General features: G+C 54.9%; 19 protein-coding genes. 6 read left to right on the top strand and 13 right to left on the bottom strand.

The window, feature by feature from the left end; genetic code table 11:
* Nucleotides 1-39: 39 nt before the first annotated feature.
* A complete protein-coding gene (gene pldB, locus IV433_RS22720; RefSeq protein WP_195816063.1) occupies nucleotides 40-1,032 on the bottom strand; it encodes a lysophospholipase L2 in 993 nt (330 codons plus the stop codon).
* Between the two features lie 121 nt (nucleotides 1,033-1,153).
* Between pldB and rhtB the strand changes: the two genes are divergently transcribed.
* Nucleotides 1,154-1,774 carry a homoserine/homoserine lactone efflux protein gene (gene rhtB, locus IV433_RS22725; protein WP_101079436.1) on the top strand — a complete coding sequence of 207 codons (621 nt, stop codon included), beginning with the start codon at nucleotides 1,154-1,156 and terminating at the stop codon, nucleotides 1,772-1,774.
* A 63-nt stretch (nucleotides 1,775-1,837) separates the two neighbouring features.
* Here rhtB and rhtC read toward each other — a convergent pair whose 3' ends face one another.
* The 3 genes from rhtC to pldA all read right to left on the bottom strand — a co-directional run bounded on the left by rhtC (nucleotide 1,838) and on the right by pldA (nucleotide 5,334).
* On the bottom strand, nucleotides 1,838-2,455 hold the full coding sequence (gene rhtC / locus IV433_RS22730) for a threonine export protein RhtC (protein WP_165061892.1): 618 nt from the start codon (nucleotides 2,453-2,455) through the stop codon (nucleotides 1,838-1,840).
* A 39-nt stretch (nucleotides 2,456-2,494) separates the two neighbouring features.
* Nucleotides 2,495-4,327 carry an ATP-dependent DNA helicase RecQ gene (gene recQ / locus IV433_RS22735; RefSeq protein WP_195816064.1) on the bottom strand — a complete coding sequence of 611 codons (1,833 nt, stop codon included), beginning with the start codon at nucleotides 4,325-4,327 and terminating at the stop codon, nucleotides 2,495-2,497.
* 128 nt (nucleotides 4,328-4,455) lie between these two features.
* Nucleotides 4,456-5,334, bottom strand: coding sequence for a phospholipase A (gene pldA, locus IV433_RS22740; protein ID WP_195816065.1), 879 nt, complete (start codon nucleotides 5,332-5,334; stop codon nucleotides 4,456-4,458).
* 250 nt (nucleotides 5,335-5,584) lie between these two features.
* Between pldA and IV433_RS22745 the strand changes: the two genes are divergently transcribed.
* Nucleotides 5,585-6,067: a thioesterase family protein gene (locus tag IV433_RS22745; RefSeq protein WP_195816066.1), complete on the top strand. Its 483-nt coding sequence runs from the start codon at nucleotides 5,585-5,587 to the stop codon at nucleotides 6,065-6,067.
* 102 nt (nucleotides 6,068-6,169) lie between these two features.
* A complete protein-coding gene (rarD, locus tag IV433_RS22750; RefSeq protein ID WP_195816067.1) occupies nucleotides 6,170-7,084 on the top strand; it encodes an EamA family transporter RarD in 915 nt (304 codons plus the stop codon).
* Here rarD and IV433_RS22755 read toward each other — a convergent pair.
* Complete coding sequence (locus IV433_RS22755; RefSeq protein ID WP_370530276.1) at nucleotides 7,049-8,116, bottom strand: AbrB family transcriptional regulator; 1,068 nt, start codon at nucleotides 8,114-8,116, stop codon at nucleotides 7,049-7,051. The genes rarD and IV433_RS22755 overlap by 36 nt on opposite strands.
* Before the next feature lie 139 nt (nucleotides 8,117-8,255).
* Nucleotides 8,256-9,206: a magnesium/cobalt transporter CorA gene (corA, locus tag IV433_RS22760; RefSeq protein ID WP_104924058.1), complete on the bottom strand. Its 951-nt coding sequence runs from the start codon at nucleotides 9,204-9,206 to the stop codon at nucleotides 8,256-8,258.
* Nucleotides 9,207-9,626: 420 nt separating this feature from the next.
* Here corA and IV433_RS22765 point away from each other — a divergent pair, with 420 nt between their 5' ends.
* A complete protein-coding gene (locus IV433_RS22765; RefSeq protein ID WP_104924057.1) occupies nucleotides 9,627-10,103 on the top strand; it encodes a WbuC family cupin fold metalloprotein in 477 nt (158 codons plus the stop codon).
* 128 nt (nucleotides 10,104-10,231) lie between these two features.
* Here IV433_RS22765 and uvrD read toward each other — a convergent pair whose 3' ends face one another.
* From uvrD to IV433_RS22800, 7 genes are all read right to left on the bottom strand, one after another.
* Nucleotides 10,232-12,397 (bottom strand): DNA helicase II, encoded by a 2,166-nt coding sequence (gene uvrD / locus IV433_RS22770; RefSeq protein ID WP_195816068.1) that lies wholly within the window; start codon nucleotides 12,395-12,397, stop codon nucleotides 10,232-10,234.
* Nucleotides 12,398-12,493: 96 nt separating this feature from the next.
* The gene (gene yigB, locus IV433_RS22775) at nucleotides 12,494-13,210 is read right to left on the bottom strand and encodes a 5-amino-6-(5-phospho-D-ribitylamino)uracil phosphatase YigB (protein ID WP_195816069.1); all 717 of its coding nucleotides are present in this window, start codon (nucleotides 13,208-13,210) and stop codon (nucleotides 12,494-12,496) included.
* Nucleotides 13,210-14,121, bottom strand: coding sequence for a tyrosine recombinase XerC (gene xerC, locus IV433_RS22780; protein ID WP_195816070.1), 912 nt, complete (start codon nucleotides 14,119-14,121; stop codon nucleotides 13,210-13,212). The genes yigB and xerC overlap by 1 nt, the downstream gene beginning before the upstream one ends.
* Entirely contained in the window at nucleotides 14,118-14,822 is a 705-nt protein-coding gene (locus tag IV433_RS22785; RefSeq protein WP_101079448.1) for a DUF484 domain-containing protein, read from the bottom strand. The genes xerC and IV433_RS22785 overlap by 4 nt, the downstream gene beginning before the upstream one ends.
* Entirely contained in the window at nucleotides 14,819-15,643 is an 825-nt protein-coding gene (gene dapF, locus IV433_RS22790; RefSeq protein WP_195816071.1) for a diaminopimelate epimerase, read from the bottom strand. Before dapF ends, IV433_RS22785 begins: the two co-directional genes overlap by 4 nt.
* A gap of 97 nt (nucleotides 15,644-15,740) precedes the next feature.
* Entirely contained in the window at nucleotides 15,741-15,944 is a 204-nt protein-coding gene (lptM, locus tag IV433_RS22795) for an LPS translocon maturation chaperone LptM (RefSeq protein WP_152324774.1), read from the bottom strand.
* Between the two features lie 158 nt (nucleotides 15,945-16,102).
* Nucleotides 16,103-18,661, bottom strand: coding sequence for a class I adenylate cyclase (locus tag IV433_RS22800; RefSeq protein WP_195816072.1), 2,559 nt, complete (start codon nucleotides 18,659-18,661; stop codon nucleotides 16,103-16,105).
* Nucleotides 18,662-18,991: 330 nt separating this feature from the next.
* On the opposite strand from IV433_RS22800, the gene hemC reads away from it, so the two are divergent.
* On the top strand, nucleotides 18,992-19,933 hold the full coding sequence (gene hemC, locus IV433_RS22805) for a hydroxymethylbilane synthase (protein WP_195816073.1): 942 nt from the start codon (nucleotides 18,992-18,994) through the stop codon (nucleotides 19,931-19,933).
* Nucleotides 19,930-20,679 carry a uroporphyrinogen-III synthase gene (hemD, locus tag IV433_RS22810; protein ID WP_195816074.1) on the top strand — a complete coding sequence of 250 codons (750 nt, stop codon included), beginning with the start codon at nucleotides 19,930-19,932 and terminating at the stop codon, nucleotides 20,677-20,679. Before hemC ends, hemD begins: the two co-directional genes overlap by 4 nt.
* Nucleotides 20,680-20,688: the final 9 nt, after the last annotated feature.

Raw genomic sequence — 20,688 nt, forward strand, 5'->3', positions numbered from 1 at the left:
TTCTAACCTCTGATGGAGTTGTGCGCGGCGAACCGCGGATTAAAGCTGTCGCGCAAAAAAGCGCATGATGGCGTCCAGCGCCTGTGCCCGCAGGTCGTCCCGCTCAAACAGGATCTCGTGGCGCGCGCCTTCGATGACCAGCGGCTTTTCCCCTTCACAAGGGTGTCCCGCAACGGCCATGGCCTGACAAAAAGCGAGATGCGACCGGTTGTCTACTACACGGTCTTCGCTCGCCTGCAATAAAAGAACAGGAGTCGTGATTTTTTCGGCTTCCCTGAGGATATGCATGCCCGCCTCAATGCCTTCACGCACCCAGTGATACGTAGGTCCGCCGACCTGGAGTTCCGGGTAATCCGCATAAAAACGCAGATTACGACGATACCGCTCGCGGCTGTGCGTCAGCTGATTCACCACAAACGGCAGCGGACGCCAGTGGCCGGTGCCCAGCGCGTAGCCATCACGGCGAACCGGGCGATTCTCCGCCCAGTTGAGAATACGGCGCGAAACCCAGCCGGGCATCGGAAGATAGATACCGGTCATCGGCGCTAATAACGCTGCCGCATCGAAACGCTCAGGATACTTCGCCATAAACAACGCCAGAATTGCGCCCCCCATTGAATGGGCCAGCGCGAACTTTTTCACGTACTGACGCGGTGCGACTTCAAGCTGATAAAAGGTTTCGAAATCGTCAACATAGTCGTCGAAATGCTGGACATGACCGCAGTGGGGGTCTTTAAGCATACGCCCCGAACGCCCCTGCCCGCGATGATCGAGGATCATCACATCGTAGCCACAGTGGAATAAGTCGTAAGCCACTTCCGGGTATTTTACGTAGCTTTCAATACGCCCCGGTGACACCACAATGACTTTATCGTGTGAGGGGGAACAGAAGCGAACGTAGCGGATCGGGACGTCATCGACGCCGCTAAACTCACCTTCTTCGCGTTGCTGCCAGAAATCGAGCAAAGGCCCGGTCGCAAAGGCGGAGAACTCTTTCTCACGTGTTAACCACTTCGCAATATTTACAGGCATTCAATAATCCAAAGTCGCATGGCAGGGAGGAAGAAAGTGTTATTTGTGAGTTATAGCGCAATTATAGACAATGGCGTATTGTGCCATAAAACAACACAAAACGTATTCAGGGAGTCTCACAATGACCTTGGACTGGTGGTTAACCTACCTGCTCACCACTTCTATTTTAAGTTTGTCCCCGGGTTCCGGCGCGATTAACACCATGAGTACCGGCATCAGCCACGGTTACCGCGGTGCGGTGGCGTCGATTGCCGGTTTACAGCTCGGTTTGTCGATCCACATCGTTCTGGTCGGCATCGGGCTGGGCGCGCTGATTTCGCAATCACTGCTCGCCTTTGAGTTGCTGAAATGGTTTGGCGCCGCCTACCTAATCTGGCTGGGCATCTGCCAGTGGCGTTCTGCCGGAGCGATTGATCTGAACGCGCTCGCCAGCAGTATGCCGCGCCGCCGTTTGTTCAAACGCGCCATTCTGGTGAATCTGACCAATCCAAAAAGCATTGTGTTTCTGGCCGCATTATTCCCGCAGTTTATCATTCCGCACCAGCCGCAGGCTGCACAATACGTGGTATTGGGCGTCACCACCGTGGTCGTCGATATCATTGTGATGATCGGTTACGCCACGCTGGCCACCAGAATTGCCGGTTGGGTCAAAGCCCCGAAGCAAATGCAGCTGCTGAACCGGATTTTCGGTTCTCTGTTTATGCTGGTTGGCGTATTGCTGGCCAGTGCGCGAAAAGTGTAAATCCCTGAAATGCAAAAAGGGTCCGGCAAATCACCGGACCCTTTTTTATGCAGAACGTTTTAATCAGCGATTTACGATCAGCGCAATGCCAAATCCTGCGAAAACCACACCCGCCACGCCGTCGATCCATTTCGCTAAACGCTGATAGCCACGACGCATTTTTGGCAGCGCAAACACCATCGCCACTAAAGAGAACCACGCCAGCGTTTCCACCACGATCAGCAGGAAGATACCCAGACGCTCGCCGCCGCTGACGCTGTCACCGACGAACATGGAAAACACGCTGCCGAAGTAAATCACGGCTTTCGGGTTCGAGAGGTTGGTCAGCAGGCCGCGCATAAAAGTCCGGCCACGCGCGGGCAGAACCACCGGCGTTTCATCGCCATTCTGCTTTTTAGCCCGTGCAGATTTCAGCAACTGCCAGCCCATCCAGCACAGATACAAGCCACCGCCGACGGTGATGATCTGGTGCAGCCACGCCATTTTTTGCAGAATTAAGTGTAAGCCCATCAGCGCAACCGCCGCCCAGACCAGCACACCCAGCGTAATACCAATCACACCCATCATAGCTTCTTTGCGTGAACGGCTGGCCGCCGTCTGCGAGACAAAGAAGAAGTCCGGCCCCGGACTCATCAGCGCGATCAGATGAACCATCGCAACCGTCAGGAATAGCATCAGCATGATTAACTCTCTGTTTTATGTGTAGGGAACTGAATTCTGTTACTCGTCGCCGTTATCGATATGGTCGCGGATCATCGTCATAAATGGCCGCCCGAATTTCTCGAGCTTACGCTGACCGACGCCGGTGATATCCAGCAAATCGCTCGGGCTGACGGGCAGATGTTCTGCCATTTCCAGCAGCGTCGTGTCATTGAAGACCACGTACGGCGGCACGTTATTTTCATCCGCCAGCGATTTACGCAGTTTGCGCAATTTGGCAAACAGCTTGTGATCGTAATTTCCGCCATAGGTTTTCTGGCGTGATGTGCTTTTAATTTTCAGCGTCTGGATACGCGGCACCGCCAGTTGCAACGGAATTTCGCCGCGCAATACCGGACGGGCAGATTCGGTCAGTTGTAGCGCCGAATGCATGGCGATGTTCTGAGTAATCAGCCCGAGATGGATCAGCTGGCGTACCACGCTGGTCCAGTGCTCATTGCTGTGCTCTTTACCGATGCCGTAGACGGTCAGTTTTTCGTGACCGTATTCGCGGATACGCTGGTTGTTCGAGCCGCGCAGCACTTCGACCACGTAACCCAAACCAAAGCGTTGCCCGACGCGCGCCACCACCGACAGCGCTTTTTGCGCGTCCAGCAGGCCGTCGTAGCGTTTTGGCGGGTCAAGGCAGACGTCGCAGTTGCCGCAAGCGTTCTGTTTGCCTTCACCAAAATAGTTAAGCAGTACCAGACGGCGGCAGGTCTGTGCCTCGGCAAATGCGTTCATCGCATTCAGTTTGTGGCGTTCCACATCCTGTTGCGCACCGGCCGGTTTTTCTTCCAGACAGCGGCGCAGCCACGCCATATCCGCCGGATCGTACAACAGCACCGCTTCGGCGGGCAGACCATCACGTCCTGCGCGCCCCGTTTCCTGATAGTAAGACTCGATGGTGCGCGGAATATCAAAGTGAACCACAAAACGGACGTTCGGTTTGTTGATGCCCATCCCGAATGCGACGGTCGCGACCACAATTTGCAGGTCATCGCGCTGGAACCCTTCCTGCACGCGGGCGCGGGTTTCGTTGTCCAGACCGGCGTGATACGCGCCGACGCTCAGCCCGCGGCTTTGCAGGCGTGCGGCGGTGTCTTCAACTTTGGCGCGGCTGTTGCAGTAAATAATGCCGCTTTTACCGCGCTGGTCCTGCACAAAACGGATCAGCTGATCGAGCGGTTTAAACTTTTCCACCAGCGTGTAACGGATGTTCGGGCGATCGAAGCTGCTGACCTGAATCAGCGGATCATTCAGTTCAAGCAGACGAACAATGTCGTTACGGGTGGCTTCATCGGCGGTCGCGGTCAGCGCGATCACCGGTAATTGCGGGTAGCGCAGCTTCAGCTGGCCGAGCGCGCGATATTCCGGACGGAAATCGTGGCCCCATTGGGAAATACAGTGGGCTTCATCAACGGCCAGCATGGCCGGATTCCACTGTTGCAGTTGTTCGAGGAAGTCGCCCATCATCAGGCGTTCCGGCGCGATATACAGCATTTTGATGCGGCCCGTACGGCAACCGGCCATCACTTCCTGCTGTTGCTCACGGGTTTGCGTGGAGTTCAGACAGCCCGCTTCAACGCCCGCCGCCATCAGCTGATCAACCTGATCTTTCATCAGCGAGATGAGCGGGGAAACGACCAGCGTCAGGCCGTCCATCACCAGCGCAGGGATTTGGTAGCACAGCGATTTACCGCCGCCGGTCGGCATCACAACCAGACAATCCCGGCCAGAAATGGCGGTATTGATGATAGTTTGCTGACCTGGTCTGAATTGCTGATAGCCGAAGGTATCGCGTAATACCTGATGAGCCAGCTCTTCTTTGTTTATCACTGCCGCCGTAGACACTCAATTCCCCAACTGTTCAAACCACCCGGCTAAACCCTAAAGCCGCCGGGGCTGTACTGCACCGACATAATATACCCTAAATAATTCAGGTTGCAGCCAAAGGGCATGCAACCTGAGTATGACGGATATTACATCATGTCGTTAAGCATGATACCGACACCGACGCGAGTTTGCTTGTGGTTGTAGTCGATTAACGATTCGCCGTAACCGCTGAACACCTGCGTATAGAAGCGAACGTGTTTGCTGATCGGATAGCTCCAGCCCGTTGTCGCGCCGCCGTAGCCGGTGTTCCAGTTGTAGCGGCTTTCGACGCTGAACACGCTGTCCCCGAGGGCATAACCGACTTTCAGACGGTAATACCCCATATATTTGGTGATGTCCGGATTATCGTCATTTTTGTCACTTTCCGGCAGGCGATACCAGGGTTTGACATCGACCTGCCAGTTGCCGTGTTGCGCCATAAAGCGCGCATAGACGCGGTTCCAGCTGCGCGAAGTCGGGTCTGAACGACCGTTGGAATCGTGATTCACGCCGTATTCGGCTTCGCGTAACGTCCAGCCCAGGAAGTCGTAATCCGTCGCCCAGGCCAGGAACAGTTGCGGCTCATAGTTAGTTTCGCGAAACGGTGAAGATTCGCCACGGTTGGAAAGCTGCCAGAACGATTTCTGCGTATAAGACGCGCCGAGCACCGAGTTATCCCCGGCGATACCGCGCCACAGCGGAAATGCCAGGCTCAGCTGGAACTCAACTTCATCGTGCTTGGCATTGTCCGCCCAGTCATAAGACTGAATGGCTTTTTTGTTAATATTGCTGGTGTCGGTATACAGCAAATAGTTTGATTCGTAGGGATAAAGCGTGAACGGGTTGTCGTGATCCTGCAACATACTGGCGATAATGCTGCCGCGAACGGCCGGTTTATCATGCACTTCCTGAATGGTGGCTTCAGCCGCATAGCTCAATGCTGGCAACGCCAGAATGGCGGCACCGACAGCCCAATTTTTACGCATTTTCCTTACCCTCGCCCTAAAATTTTAAAATGAGTTATTGTTTATTGGCCTGCTACCTGGCCGTTTTCCTGCTGACTTAAGTCCGGAAATCCAAAGCGGGACATTTTACACACAAATACATTTCTACATGACCACTGAATACATTTATCGGTCGCACTCTGGAATTCCCTTTCTCCCGCACCTAAAATCAACATCCCGTTAACTTTTTCGGCGAACATACGCGTCTTACATTTTCGTCAGGAATCACTCCATGTCTGCTTCATCCCTCAGCCACGAGGCTGCCCTGCAACTGATCGGCAATATTTTCGTTTATGACATGCCGTTTAACCGCGAACTTGGGCTCGAACTGAAACGCCTCGACCTTGATTACGCTGAGCTGAAATTTTCCAATCAGACCAAGCTGGTCGGTAACGCCGCACAAAAAATCTTACACGGTGGTGTGATTGCCGCGGTTCTGGACGTCGCCGCCGGGCTGGTGTGTGTGACCAGTTCTCTGATCCGCCGCGATAAACCCGATCATCCTTTGCTGGAAGCCGAGATGCGCCAGCGTTTATCAAAAATGGGCACCATTGACCTGCGCGTCGATTATCTGCGTCCGGGGCGCGGCGAGTTCTTCATCGCCTCCAGCAGCCTGATCCGCGCCGGGAACAAAGTTTCGGTCGCACGCGTGGATTTGCACAGCGACACAGGCGTTCATATCGCCACCACCACCGCCACGTACATGGTGGGCTGACGCTAAGCGCGTTGTGCTTTCGGCTGCATCAGAAGCGTAATCTGCGGCAATAAATCAGGTAAACTTGCGCTTCTTTTCTCTTCATCTTTTTCAGGTACCCACATGGACGCACACCGTACCCGGCAGGGCATTATTTTTGCCTTTGTTGCCTATCTGATCTGGGGGATCGCTCCGGCGTACTTCAAGCTCATCAAACAGGTTCCTGCTGATGAAATTCTGACGCACCGGGTGATCTGGTCATTCTTCTTCATGCTAGTGCTTCTGTCGGTCAGCCGCAGCTGGGGCGATGTCCGGCGGGTGTTCGCACAACCGAAGAAAGTCGGCATGTTACTGGTCACCGCGCTGCTTGTCGGTGGGAACTGGCTGATTTTCATCTGGGCCATTAACCATGACCACATTCTGGAAGCCAGTCTGGGCTATTTTATCAACCCGCTGGTCAACGTGGTGCTGGGGATGCTGTTTTTGCGGGAGCGATTCCGGAGTTTGCAATGGTTTGCCGTGGCGCTGGCCTTCGCCGGTGTTCTGGTGCAGGTCTGGATATTTGGCTCCGTGCCTGTTATAGCGATCGGGCTGTCGCTGACTTTCGCGTTCTACGGTTTGCTGCGTAAGAAAATTGGCGTCGATTCCCAGACCGGGATGCTGATTGAAACGCTGTGGTTGCTGCCGGTCGCGGCGATTTATCTGTTCTTTATCGCCCACAGCCCGACCAGTAACCTGGCGGCAAATCCGTGGTCGCTGGATTTACTCCTGATGGCCGCCGGGATCATTACCACGATCCCGCTGCTGTTCTTCACCGCCGCCGCAGCGCGCCTGAAGCTTTCAACGCTGGGCTTTTTCCAGTATCTCGGCCCGACGCTGATGTTCCTGCTGGCGGTGGTGTTCTACGGCGAGACCGTTCACCCTTCCCAGCTGATTACGTTCGGCTTTATCTGGGTCGGGCTGCTGTTCTTTATCGGCGATGCACTTTACACGCAAGGCCGGTTAAGACGAGGAAGAAGCGGGCACAGCGCTGCGTGATATAAAACGCGCCATCGCCGGGCCGGTCACGAGGATGGTGATCAGACGCAACGTCTGCATCGCCATCACAAAGCCCAAATCCGCATGACTTCCCGCTGCAATAATCGCGACGGTGTCCAGCCCTCCGGGGCTGGTCGCCAGATACGCCGTCAGCATATCTACATGCAGTAACTTCGTCAGCACCCACGCCATTCCCCCGCAAATCAGCATCAGGCCGATAATTGACGCAATCATCTGCGGCAATGTGCGCAGCGCCAGTTTGAAGATGGGCCGGGTGAACCGCAGGCCGACGCTCCAGCCAATCAGCGTGTACGCCATCGCCAGCAGCCATTCGGGCACTTCTAAAGTGACAGTGCCGGTTGAATGCAACACCGCGCCGACGACGGCAGGAAGCAGCAGCGCGCCGGAAGGAATACGCAAACGCGGCCCGAGCCAGACACCGGCCAGCGCCAGAAAAACGGTGGCGAAGAACCGCCAGGTCAGCGGCGGAAACCAGACGACGGCCGCCGCCAGCGACGCACTGTCGCCCATGCTCACACGTGCCACGAACGCCGCTGCCGTGGCAACGAACAACACCCGTAAATACTGCATGAACGCGACCAGACGAACGTCCGCGCCGAAATCACCGGCCATCGCCACCATTGCGCTGGCACCGCCGGGGGAAGAACCCCACGCGCCGGTCGGCCCCGGTAATTGACTGAACCGCACCAGCAGCCAGCCGGACAACCCGCTGGCCAGCAGCGTCGCCACGAGCACCATCAGCACCAGCGGCCAGTCATTCAGAAGCGGAGGTAAAATTGACGGCGAAAGGCTTTGCGCAATCATGCAGCCCAGCACGCCCTGCGAGATTTTGAAGAACAACGGATGAATGCGCACACTGGCGCCCAGTAGCCCCATCAGCACGCCGACAATCATCGGCCCGAGCAACAGCGCAGCCGGGACATGGAATGTCTGAAAAATAATACCGAGAATCAGCGAGGAAACGACGAGGATTATCCACTGGCCCGCCGGAGCCATCCTTTCCATCAACATGGCAGTTGGTCTGTTTTTTAAGAGAGTTCAGCGCTCTTTATTAACATATTTTAAACAGGAGAGGGAACCGCAAAGACACAACAAAGACGGAATCCCCCGTCGCGACAAGGCGCAAGAGGGGGATATTTTGTCTGACCGGTTATAGCCAGTTTTTACGTTTGAAGTACAGGTAAGGTGCCAGTCCGGCGAGGATCATCAGAGCAATCGCGCCCGGATAACCGAATGACCATTTCAGTTCCGGCATGAATTCGAAGTTCATCCCGTAGCTGGATGCCACCAGCGTTGGCGGCAGGAAGACGACCGAAACCACCGAGAAGATCTTGATGATGCGGTTCTGTTCGATGTTGATAAAGCCCATCGCCGCCTGCATCAGGAAGTTCACTTTCTGGAACAGAGATTCGTTGTGCGGCAACAGGGATTCGATATCGCGCAACACTTCACGCGCCTGTTCCAGCTGGCCCGCCGGCAGACGCGCTTTACGCACCAGGAAATTCAGTGCGCGCTGGGTATCCATCAGACACAACCGGACTTTCCAGCCGATATCTTCCAGCTCCGCCAGCGTGGAAAGCGCGGCGTCATATTCGTCGCCCTGATGCCCTTCCATGATCACGCGGCTGAGTTTTTCCAGATCGCTGTAGATATTTTCAATCTCATCCGCCAGCTGTTCGATTTTGGTTTCGAACAAATCCAGCAGCAGTTCATACGCGTTGCCGTCGACCAGTTTCTGGTTTCTGGCGCGCATACGGTAGAGACGAAACGCCGGTAATTCGCGCTCGCGCAGGGTATACAGACGCCCTTCGCGCACAGTAAAGGCGACGGTGCTGTTGCCCGCGTGGTCTTCAGCGTCTTCGTAATAGAAAAAGGAGTGAATGTGCAGGCCATCTTCATCTTCGAAGAAACGTGCGGAAGCCTCGATATCGTCCAGTTCAGGCCGTGTGGCCAGGCTTTGCCCTAATTCGCATTGAACGCGTTCGCGCTCTTGCTCATCAGGTTCAACCAAGTCGACCCACAATGAGGTTTTGAGATCGTCTGACTCGTCCAGCTCTAAACGGGATAAGCGGCTGTTTTCTAATTTAAAAGCACTCAGCATGTGCCCGTTCTCCCAATAAATACGGAAAGTGGACAACGCGTTGAAGCACAGAAAATCACGAGGTGAGAGGTGTCACCGGCGTAATTCAGACCAAATTCAGATCTGACTCACAGCGACAAAACGGGGGTCGCTGACAACCACTAAGGCCATCAGCAAAGAGGAGGGCCTTAGAAGTGGTACCTAATGAACAGGTTATTGAGCCAGTATCTACTGGGTGTGTCCAAGGCGCAGTTCCTCATTGATAATAGTGCGCGCATGTTACGCCGGGAATAAAAAGACTGTCAACCGCCAGTAAATCGATTCTGGCAACATTTATGCATAAATTTCAGGCATTGTTAGCAACGTTTCCCGGCTTATGTGCAGCCGTTTTTTTGGCTACACTCAGAGACCTGATTTCCCCACACTTTTCAGATGACCCTAATGATTAAGCAGATTAACCAAGACACGCTGTGCGACCTGATCACCAAAGCGGCTCACTCGCCAAGACTGCGTCAGAACCTGAATATGCATCCGGCACCGGAAGACGACGTTCAGCGTCTGGCGATCGCCATGGAACCGGGCACTTATGTGCGTATTCACCGCCATCCGCACACCTGGGAAATGCTGACAGCCCTGCGCGGACGCTTCCTGGTGCTGATTTATGATGCCAGCGGAAAAGTGACCGACCGTCTGTGGCTCGGCGCAGAAACCCGTCTGCTGGAAATCCCGGCCAATACCTGGCACAGCGTATTATCGCTTGATGAAGGCGGCGTAATCTTTGAAGTGAAGCACGGTGCGTACCAGCCGGTGCTGGAACAGGATTATCTGCCTGGCACTCCACCGGAAGGCGACGAACGCGTAAAAGCGACGCTGGAATGGTATGCGAAAGCGGAAGAAGGTGAGATTTTTGCCCTTTAGTTTTTAAGGTAACACCGGGCAAGCGTTAGCGGCGCAGGGATTTTGAGTGCGGACAGCGCACAGCAACCGGAGCGTACTCAAGTACGTGAGGATTGCGAGCACTGCCCAATCTCAAAAGCACCAGTAAGCTAGCTTGCTGCCTCGAGTTTCGCGTAGGCCGCAACAAGCCACTTGATCCCTTCTCCCGGGAACGCGACTTGCAGACGGCTGTGTTCGCCGCTGCCTTCCATATTGACGATGGTGCCTTCACCGAATTTAGGGTGATTAACGCGCTGGCCGAGTTTGAAACCGGTGTCACTGACGTTGGTCGGCGTGCCCATGCTGCGGTTGCTCATCGGGCGTGAAACGTTGGCGCGTAGCCGCACTTCTTCGACACAATCTTCCGGCAGCTCGCCGACAAAACGTGAAGGCCGGTGCGACACTTCTTTGCCATACAGACGGCGGGTTTCCGCATACGTCAGCGTCAGTTTTTGCATCGCGCGGGTCACGCCCACATACGCCAGACGACGTTCCTCTTCCAGACGCCCGCCCTCTTCCAGCGACATCTGGCTCGGGAACATGCCTTCTTCCATGCCGACGATAAAGACCTGCGGAAACTCCAGCCCTTTGGCCGAGTGAAGCGTCATCAGCTGCACCGCATCCTGATTCGCATCCGCCTGCCCTTCGCCCGCTTCGAGCGCGGCGTGGGATAAAAATGCCTGCAACGGCATCAGATCTTCGTCTTCATCCTGATAGCTGAACTGGCGCGTTGCCGTCACCAGTTCCTCTAAGTTTTCGATTCGTGCCTGACCTTTTTCACCTTTTTCCTGCTCATACATGATGAACAGTCCGGAATCTTTGATCACGCGGTCAGTCTGTACGTGCAGCGGCATATCCGCAGTTTCATGCGCCAGCGCGTCCACCAGTTCAGTAAAACGTTGCAGCGACGAAGCCGCACGGCCCGCGAGCACTTTGTCCTGTAACAGGGCGCGCGTCGCCTGCCACATGGTCATCTGACGGTCGCGCGCGGTCTGGCGAACCACATCCAGCGTACGGTCGCCGATGCCACGCGTTGGCGTGTTCACCACACGTTCAAACGCGGCATCGTCATTGCGGTTGGACATCAGACGCAGATACGCCAGCGCATCTTTGATTTCCTGACGATCGAAGAATCGCTGGCCGCCGTAAATGCGGTACGGCATCGCCATCTGCAATAATGCTTCTTCCAGCACGCGCGACTGGGCGTTGCTGCGGTACAAAATAGCGCAATCTTTCAGCACATTGCCGTTGTCCTGCCAGGTTTTAATCCGGCTGACCACAAAGCGCGACTCATCAAGTTCGTTGAACGCGCAGTACAGCGAAATCGGCTCGCCCGCGCCGTCTTCGGTCCACAGGTTTTTCCCCATACGACCGTTATTATTCTCAATCAGTGAGTTAGCAGCTTTCAGAATGGTGCTGGTGGAGCGGTAGTTTTGTTCCAGACGGATAGTTTCCGCATTCGGGAAATCTTTCAGGAAGCGCTGGATGTTTTCGACCTGCGCACCGCGCCAGCCGTAGATCGACTGGTCATCGTCGCCGACGATCATCACGTTATTGTTGTCGCCCGCCAGCAGACGGATCCACGCATACTGAATGCTGTTGGTGTCCTGGAATTCGTCCACCATCAGGTTGGTGAAACGCTCGCGGTAATGCTGAAGGATATGCGGCTTGTTCAGCCACAACTCGTGAGCGCGCAACAGTAATTCGGCGAAATCCACCAGCCCGGCGCGGTCACAGGCTTCCTGATACGCCTGATAAATGCGTAACCAGGTCGCTTCAATGGGATTGTTATAAGTTTCAACATGCTGCGGACGCAAACCTTCGTCTTTCTTGCCGTTGATGTACCACATCGCCTGCCGCGGCGGCCATTGTTTCTCGTCGATGTTCAGCGCCTTGATCAGGCGCTTAATCAGACGCATCTGGTCGTCGCTGTCTAAAATCTGGAAATCTTGCGGCAGATTGGCGTCGAGATGGTGCGCACGCAACAAACGGTGCGCCAGCCCGTGGAAAGTCCCGATCCACATGCCGCCCTGACTGGTACCGATCAGCTGATCAATACGGTGGCGCATTTCCGCTGCGGCTTTGTTGGTAAACGTCACCGCCATGATGGAATACGGCGAGCAATTTTCTACCGCCAGAAGCCATGCGATGCGGTGCACCAGCACGCGGGTTTTGCCACTGCCTGCCCCGGCCAGCACCAACAGATTGCTGCGCGGCGCGGCCACGGCTTCACGTTGTTTTTCATTCAGGCTGTCGAGCAGGTCAGAAACGTCCATAGGCACCGTTTGTCAGGATGAGAAAACATTCACGGGGTCTGTGCCGCCGTGAACGCTTTTCTACTGTGAATTTATACAGAGTAATTTAAGAAGGGATTATAGCAATGCTGTCAGCGATGCCAACTGCGAAATCTCAATATGCGGTAACAGACGGGCATCCTGAATGTGCATCAGGTCGCCTTCGCGCAGATTAATCCAGCATGACTGCATGCCGCAACGCACGGAACCGGCGACGTCGGTGATCAGATCATCACCCACGTGGAGAATTTGCTCCAGCGGTAAATCCAGTTTCATCGCCGCCTTTTTATACATGTCGGCATAAGGCTTGGCGCGGCCATGATCGCCGGCGCGTAACGTGAACTGGAAATACTGCGCCAGACCGCAGGCGTGCGGATCGGCGTTACCGTTGGTGATCGCTACCAGAGGCCAGCGTTCTGCCAGAGCCGCCAGCGCATCGTGGTTTTCCTGCGGAACATAAATACGGCTGCGCCATAAAGCGAAGGTTTCCATGGCAGCTTTCGTGCCCTGTTTTGCATCGCTTTCACCGAGACCCGCGCGGGTCATGGCCAGATGCACGGCCTGACGACGCCATTCCGTCACATCGTGATAAATCTCCGCGTCTTCGGCCAGCAGTTCGTTACGCATATCGCGGATAGCGCCCGGCGCCATATCCGCCAGCGCCGGATGGTAACCCTGAATAAATTTCAGCGTTTCAGAATCGGTACGGCGGATGACGTCATAATTGTCGTACAGCGTGTCGTCTAAATCGAAAGTGATCGCTTCAATGCGTTTCAGCGGACGATAGAACTTCATCAGGATTTTCCTCGTTTTGCGCGGGGATGCGCGGCGTCGTAAACCGTCGCCAGATGTTGAAAGTCGAGGTGGGTATAGATTTGCGTGGTGGACAGGTTGGCGTGGCCCAGTAATTCCTGTACTGCGCGCAAATCACCGCTGGATTCCAGCACGTGCGTCGCAAAAGAGTGGCGCAGTTTATGCGGGTGAATATGGCTGTTCACGCCCTGTTTCACACCCCACTCGGCAAAGCGTTTTTGTACGTTGCGGGCGGAAATCCGGTTGCCCTGACTCGACAGAAACATCGCGTCGTCCTTCGGGCCAAACAGGGCACGTCTTTCCAGCCAGTGTTCCAGCCAGGTCACCGCCGTTCGCCCGATCGGCACTTTGCGCTCTTTGCTCCCTTTCCCCAGAACACGCACTTCGCCTGAAGCCATATCAATATGCTTGCAGTCGATGCCCACCAGTTCGGATAAACGCAGCCCGCCACCGTACATCACTTCCAGCATCGCGCGATCACGCACGGAAAGCGGATCGTCGAGATCGATTTCCAGCAGTTTATTCACTTCATCGACGTCGAGATTTTTCGGCAGATGTTTTGGAGAACGCGGGGTGGAAATCCCTTTGGCAGGATTGGCGCTTAACACGCCCTGACGCACCAGCCAGTCGAGAAAACTGCGCAGCGAAGACATGCGCAAAGCCAGACTGGATGCGCCGAGACCGGCGCGTTTACTGCGGGCCAGCAACATACGCACTTTCGGCGCGTCAAGCTGTTGCCAGTGAGCAATACCAATCTCGCCTGCAATCACGATCAGGGCGTCTAACTGGCGGCTGTAATTGGTGGTCGTTAACGGGCTGAGCTGACGCTCGACGTGCAAATAACGCAGAAACGCCCCGACTGCGGGATACAGAGGCGATTCAGACGGGCTCATACCCGTTCAATCCAGCGTTCCAGCAGGCCGGGTAACATTTTGGCGAGCTGGTCGAGTAATACAGTGCCCATTCCCGGCTGATAGTGCTGCGGGTCGCGGCTGCTGAAAATCAGCACGCCCAGTTCGCCTTGCTCGCCCATCAGCGATAAGGCAACGGAACCGACGGCTTTGGCCTGCGGCAACAATAACAAAAGTTCAGGGCCGTTCAGGCCACCGAGATAATGCGGGGTTTCGCCCAGACGCTGAATGCGCATGGATTCAAAAGCACTGCGGCTGACGGCAAGGTGGGTGAAATCAGACGGCGCGCCGATACGCCAGCCTTCGCTGAACAGACGGACGTTCGCACCAGCCAGCCCCAGACTGCGCGCCCAGCGTTGCAGGCGGTTAAGCATATCCTGCAAACTGCTGGCGGCGGCCAGCGTGGCCTGAAGTTCGATCATGCGTCCGAACAACGATTCGTTGATCGACGCCTGTTCCATCAGCAATGTAATTTCTTCTTCGAGCTGAGCAATCTGATGACGCTGACGTCCGAGCTGCCACTCCACCAGCGAAGTGCTGCCTTTTACCGGGTGCGGAACGTGCATCTGTTCAACGCTGCGGGCATTGCGGATAAAGAAATCCGGGTTTTGCAGCAGGTATTGCATGACGCTGTCGTCGTCGAGCGCAATCACCGGTTCAATCTGGTCATCAAGATTGTTCATAGATGAATAAATCCGTCGTAAACGTGAGTGGCAGGTCCGGTCATATACAGCGGGTGACCCGGCCCTTTCCAGCGAATATCGAGGCTGCCTCCCGGCAGTTCCACCTGAACTTCTTCTGCAAGTAAACCTTGCTGAATTCCTACGGCAACCGCCGCACAGGCGCCGCTTCCGCATGCCTGTGTTTCGCCTGCTCCGCGCTCGTATACGCGAAGCTTGACGCTTTCCGGGCTGACAATCTGCATGAACCCGACGTTCACGCGCTCAGGAAAACGCTCGTGGCTTTCCAGCACCGGGCCGAGAATTTCGACTTCGGCCGTCAGAACATCCTCAACCTGCAATACGCAGTGCGGGTTTCCCATCGACACGACGCCGCAAAATACTGTGCGCTCTTCCGCACGCAGAATATAGGTCTTTTCCGGTTTTGCTGCACGGAAAGGCACCTGCTGCGGCTCGAAAACCGGCTCACCCATATTGACCTGAACTTCTTCATCTTCCGTGACAGTCAGCGTCATACGGCCAGTCTGCGTACTGACGCGAATGTCGCGTTTGTTCGTCAGACCTTTAATGCGGACAAAGCGGGCAAAACAGCGCGCACCGTTACCACATTGCGCCACTTCGCTGCCATCCGCGTTGAAAATACGGTAATGGAAGTCTAATTCGGGATCGTAAGGAGGCTCTACCACCAGCAGCTGGTCAAAACCCACGCCACGGTGACGATCGGACAAACGACGGATCAACTCAGGAGAGAAATAGACATTTTGAGTGACGGCGTCAACGACCATAAAATCGTTGCCCAGGCCGTGCATTTTGGAGAACTGCATAACTGACTCCGTTTACCGCTGGTCAAATCCAGTCGCGATGATCCCTTCATGATACGAACCGGCACAAAGCCGCCGGTACGCCGACACAAAGTGTTGATTAATCTCTGGAGTTCGTCGTGAGATCTTCGGGTGATACGCCTTTCTGCTGCGAAGAACCGTCGTTAGCAGTACCCGGTACATTGCTGGTTTTTTGCTTTGTGGCTTTTTCCGGTGGTGGGAAATACAGCGGCCCTTTCAGCCCGCAACCGGAGAGAGCAAATAATATCGTCGCGGCCAGAGACCAGCGTAAAACGTTTTTCATTTTATGAATGCCTGTAATTCATGCGACCAAGCTCTCTATCATCGCAGGTGGATCATGAAAAGCAACAGGAATCGATAAAACCCGCGGGCACATTTTTGGGATTTAAAGGGAAAGAAAGCCGGATATTCTGCCGCGTGTCCGCCAGAGGAACGCTTTTTCTAATGCAGCTGGAATTGCTGTTTCAGGCGGGAGGGTTCCGCGTCGCTTTCCGGGATAACGGCGCAGGTCGCAGATAACGCGTTGCTGCGAAATGGGATCACCTGGATACGGTCATCAAGGGTCACAATCTGATAGAACTGCGGCAGGTTGAAGTTGATGAAGCTCGAGCCGTAGGTGAAACGGTCATGTGAGGAAGAATAGAAGCGGCTGACGTCGCGCACCAGATCTTCTTTACTGCCTTCGCAGTGGTGATACACCTCGACGCGGTTCGATTCATCAAGAATATAGATGTTAAAGCCGATATCGTCGGCGCTGTCTTCGAAGAAGAACTGAATGATCCCTTCGCTCGCATAACCGTCAATGACCGCAGGCAGATGCGCCTGATCGGTCTGCAATTTCACCGACAAACCGTGCAGTTTGTTATTGGAAATGGCTCCGTAAAATTCGACGGCATTTTCCAGTTTCTGTACGGAAACGCTGAGACGCTCGAAGAACAGTCCCCAGGTCTGGCCGGAAACGCGTACCGCTTTGAAACGGCCAGGCTCCAGACGTTTGCTCGACAGGCGCAGCTCAATACACTCCGATACCAGTTGCTGAATGCGCGTGCGGATAAGCCCGCGCAAATGCTGGCTGTAGCAGAACACTTCCACCGATTCCGGCGGCGCGGCGTCCTGGTGCATTTTGCCCAGAATGGTTTTCAGCGCTTCCAGCACCGCCTGCTCGCCGCTGAAATGCAGCGTACGCACTTCATTCCACGAGTTGCGGTAAAGCAAATCAATGCTGCCGACCATGCATTCCTGATTCTGACCGAAGCTGAAAACGTCCAGTTTACGGAAATCAAAATGCACGACCTGATTACGGAATGCGGCAGTCGGATCGTGTTCGAGGTTAACGATAATCGCCAGATGGCGGATTTCGCACGGGCTGTACAACGCTTTTGGCGTCGGGGCAGGTAAACGTAGCGGGAAACTGTGGGACACATCCGCCACCAGTTCGCGCAGTTTGGCGATGTCACACAGGCTGCCACTTTTAATGTGCAGCCGCGTGGTCGATGTCAGCAGTCCGTTGAAATACGCCCACGCCACCAGTTTATTCAGATAACGGTTATATTCCAGCGGCTGATGGCTGACGATAGATTCCATCGACGGCGACTGGTTATACAGGTACCAGCCGGTGCGGTTCGCACGGCCAATCGGCACATGAATAAAGGTTAAATCGTTTTCGGACAGGTCAGGCGAAATCTGCGGATTCACCAGCGTGACTTTGCCCGGCAGTGCTTCGAATGCGGCGTACAACTTACGGGTCAGCACGCCGATATCCTGCGGGCTGGCGCTGACGCTTAAATTGTTGCGACGGGCAAAGCGGATCAGGTTGCGATAACTTTGCATCATGGCATCGAGCAGTTCGTTATGTGCTTCGCGCACGCGCTCGATTTTCCAGTTCGCCCGGTTGTCCAGGATCGCCAGACGCTCTTCATCCCAGCCCCATTCTGCCACCAGCTGGCTGAGAATTTCGCGACGCCAGCCCACCGACGCACGGGCGCGGGACAGCTTTTCGCAAACTTTTAAATAGAAACAACGGCGGACTAAATCGAGGCGGGTAAAATCTTCAATCTGGGTGAGGTAACGGGTCACGCGGTCGAGCATCATACAATAGGAATCAAGACCGAAGCAGACGATCTCACCCTGATGCAGGCGCTGTTTGATATCCATCGCCAGCAATTGTGTTTTCGGGTATTCCCACGAATAGGTTTCCAGCAGCAGCGTTTTCAGCACCGCTTTGTACGGCGAATCAATACTTTTATAGAGCTGCCAGAGGCTCGCGCCGAAATACTCTTCTGCCGACAGCGTACTGAGGCCGCCGAGATCGAGCCATTCGTTAGGCGTCAGCGCGCCCTGCGCATAAAGAGAAAGAACATATTCATCGTAATGCCCTTCTTCTTCGCCCGGCACCATGTTCCAGAGAATACGTTTCCCGGCCAGACGGACTGCCGTGCGGTAAAATTCGTCGAGCAATAAAATGTGCTGCGTTGAACCGCAGTCTTCACCACCCAGACTGCCGCTTTCATTGTGGCGGAAGCGGTTTTCATCAATCAGGAAGAAACTGACTTCAACGCCCAGCGACGCGGCCCATTTTTCTAACAGGCTGCCTTTTTGCTGTAAGCGGTTGCGTTCTTCGTTATCAAGCCAGGACTGGTGACATACCCAGATATCGAGATCTGAGCTTTGGCTTTGACCAATAGAGGAGGTGCTGCCCATCGAATACACGCCGGTAATCGGCAATTCGCCTTTCGCCAAAGGTTCGAGCGCGCTTCCCCATTTATCTTCGAGGTCATTTAAATAGGTGTTTTGGGATTCATCAGGCGTGAAAATACAGATACCATGCGGAACCTTACCTTCAAGGTATCCCGGCATCAGAGGGTGATGTTGATGTAGAAAGACAGGAAGCAGCTGATAGACCTGTTGAAACGCAGGGCCCATTGCTGCCAGTGCACGATCGACTCGTAACTGGTTGATCGCATCCAATCTTTGCTTCAATGTCTCGATGTAGAGGTACAAGACGTTTCGCCTGATTATACAGTGTCTGGAAATAACCCCGTTCCAAATCCGTCATTTATCGTAATGCTTATGCTTTGAACAACCGCGATTGTGCAAATAGTTGACGAATAATTGCTGGAAACGTGATCAATTTAACACCTTGCTGATTGACCGTAAAGAAAGTAACGCACCACAATTACTCTTCCGCTTCTCTGGATTTTACCGCCTGTTCCTGAATGGAACAAATGACCTTCATCATCGTTAACCCTCTTTTACGAATGCCTTCTTACGCTGACAGCTTTCTATTGTCAGTGGTAGGATGGTCGCAGAGACAGTTAAACGGTAACAAACATGTTAGACAAAATCATTCGAATTGCCACCCGGCAGAGCCCTCTGGCTTTGTGGCAGGCACAATATGTTCAAACCCGGCTGATGGCCTGTCACCCCGGTTTACAGGTGGAACTGGTCCCAATGGTGACGAAGGGAGATATCATTTTAGATACCCCTCTGGCCAAAGTGGGCGGCAAGGGTTTGTTCGTTAAAGAGCTTGAACTGGCCATGCTGGATGGACGCGCAGATATCGCCGTGCATTCCATGAAAGATGTACCGGTTGAATTCCCCGAAGGTCTCGGCCTGGTCACTATTTGCGAACGCGAAGATCCGCGCGATGCTTTCGTCTCCAATCATTACGCCAGTCTGGCCGACTTACCGCACGGCAGCATCGTCGGAACGTCCAGCCTGCGCCGCCAGTGCCAGCTGCGTCAGAAGCGTCCCGACCTGCAAATCCGCGATTTGCGCGGGAACGTCGGCACACGTTTATCCAAACTCGATAACGGCGAATACGATGCCATCATTCTGGCCGTTGCCGGGCTGAAACGTCTGGGTCTGGAAGACCGTATCCGCGCCGCCCTGACGCCGGAAGAATGTCTGCCCGCCGTCGGACAAGGCGCTGTCGGTATCGAATGTCGCCTAGATGACCAGATCACCCGCGATTTACTCGCGCCGCTGGCACACCGCGAAACCACGCTGCGCGTGCAGGCCGAACGCGCCATGAATATGCGCCTTGAAGGCGGATGTCAGGTGCCTATCGGCAGTTACGCCGAGCTGGAAGGTAATGAACTGTGGCTCCGTGCGCTGGTTGGGGCACCGGACGGCAGCCAGATGGTATGCGGCGAACGTCGCGGCCCTTCTGAAAATGCCGAAAGCATGGGTGTTGATCTGGCCGAAGAGTTGCTGGCCAATGGTGCCCGTGAAATTCTGCATGAGGTCTATCAGGGGAACGCCCCTAAATGACCATTCTGGTCACCCGCCCCTCTCCGGGAGGAGAAGCACTGGTCAGCCGGTTGCGCACTTTAGGCCGGGTGGCCTTCCATTCCCCGCTGATTGAATTTGCACCGGGGAACCAGCTCGCAATGTTGCCGAACCTGCTATCCTCATTAAATCAGCAGGATCTGGTGTTTGTACTCTCACAACATGCCGTGAATTACGCCGATCGCGCATTACGTCAGGCTGCGGTTCGCTGGCCGGACAACCTCAATTATTACGCGATTGGCCGAACCACCGGCCTGCTGTTTCACCGGGTCAGCAGCCTGCCTGTACTCTATCCGCAGGACGGTGAAACCAGCGAAATGCTGCTCAATCTTCCGACGCTGCGCCGCCTCGAAGGCAAAAAAGCGTTGATATTGCGCGGCAACGGCGGGCGTGAATTGCTGGCGGAAACGCTGACTGAACGGGGCGTCGACGTGACGTACTGCGAGTGCTATCAGCGCAGCCCGATTCATTACGATGCCAGCGAGCAAAGCGCCCAATGGCAACGCGCCGGAATTGACACGCTGGTGGTCACCAGCGGAGAAATGCTGCAACAGCTGTACCAGTTAGTTCCTGATTACTACCGAAATTCATGGTTACTGCGCTGTAATCTGGTGGTAGTCAGCGAACGTTTGGCAACCCTTGCCCGCCAGCTTGGCTGGAGCGCCATTCGGGTTGCCGATAATGCAGATAATGATGCGCTGATCCGCGCATTACAACTACCTGACTAAGGGATGTGC

Source organism: Rahnella laticis (genome assembly GCF_015644585.1).
In the GTDB taxonomy this organism is placed as follows: domain Bacteria; phylum Pseudomonadota; class Gammaproteobacteria; order Enterobacterales; family Enterobacteriaceae; genus Rahnella; species Rahnella laticis.

Coding starts and splice junctions, on each gene's coding strand:
- pldB (WP_195816063.1), bottom strand. CDS start 1,032: ATGCCTGTAAATATTGCGAAGTGGTTAACACGTGAGAAAGAGTTCTCC.
- rhtB (WP_101079436.1), top strand. CDS start 1,154: ATGACCTTGGACTGGTGGTTAACCTACCTGCTCACCACTTCTATTTTA.
- rhtC (WP_165061892.1), bottom strand. CDS start 2,455: ATGCTGATGCTATTCCTGACGGTTGCGATGGTTCATCTGATCGCGCTG.
- pldA (WP_195816065.1), bottom strand. CDS start 5,334: ATGCGTAAAAATTGGGCTGTCGGTGCCGCCATTCTGGCGTTGCCAGCA.
- IV433_RS22745 (WP_195816066.1), top strand. CDS start 5,585: ATGTCTGCTTCATCCCTCAGCCACGAGGCTGCCCTGCAACTGATCGGC.
- rarD (WP_195816067.1), top strand. CDS start 6,170: ATGGACGCACACCGTACCCGGCAGGGCATTATTTTTGCCTTTGTTGCC.
- IV433_RS22755 (WP_370530276.1), bottom strand. CDS start 8,116: ATGTTGATGGAAAGGATGGCTCCGGCGGGCCAGTGGATAATCCTCGTC.
- corA (WP_104924058.1), bottom strand. CDS start 9,206: ATGCTGAGTGCTTTTAAATTAGAAAACAGCCGCTTATCCCGTTTAGAG.
- IV433_RS22765 (WP_104924057.1), top strand. CDS start 9,627: ATGATTAAGCAGATTAACCAAGACACGCTGTGCGACCTGATCACCAAA.
- uvrD (WP_195816068.1), bottom strand. CDS start 12,397: ATGGACGTTTCTGACCTGCTCGACAGCCTGAATGAAAAACAACGTGAA.
- yigB (WP_195816069.1), bottom strand. CDS start 13,210: ATGAAGTTCTATCGTCCGCTGAAACGCATTGAAGCGATCACTTTCGAT.
- xerC (WP_195816070.1), bottom strand. CDS start 14,121: ATGAGCCCGTCTGAATCGCCTCTGTATCCCGCAGTCGGGGCGTTTCTG.
- IV433_RS22785 (WP_101079448.1), bottom strand. CDS start 14,822: ATGAACAATCTTGATGACCAGATTGAACCGGTGATTGCGCTCGACGAC.
- dapF (WP_195816071.1), bottom strand. CDS start 15,643: ATGCAGTTCTCCAAAATGCACGGCCTGGGCAACGATTTTATGGTCGTT.
- lptM (WP_152324774.1), bottom strand. CDS start 15,944: ATGAAAAACGTTTTACGCTGGTCTCTGGCCGCGACGATATTATTTGCT.
- hemC (WP_195816073.1), top strand. CDS start 18,992: ATGTTAGACAAAATCATTCGAATTGCCACCCGGCAGAGCCCTCTGGCT.
- hemD (WP_195816074.1), top strand. CDS start 19,930: ATGACCATTCTGGTCACCCGCCCCTCTCCGGGAGGAGAAGCACTGGTC.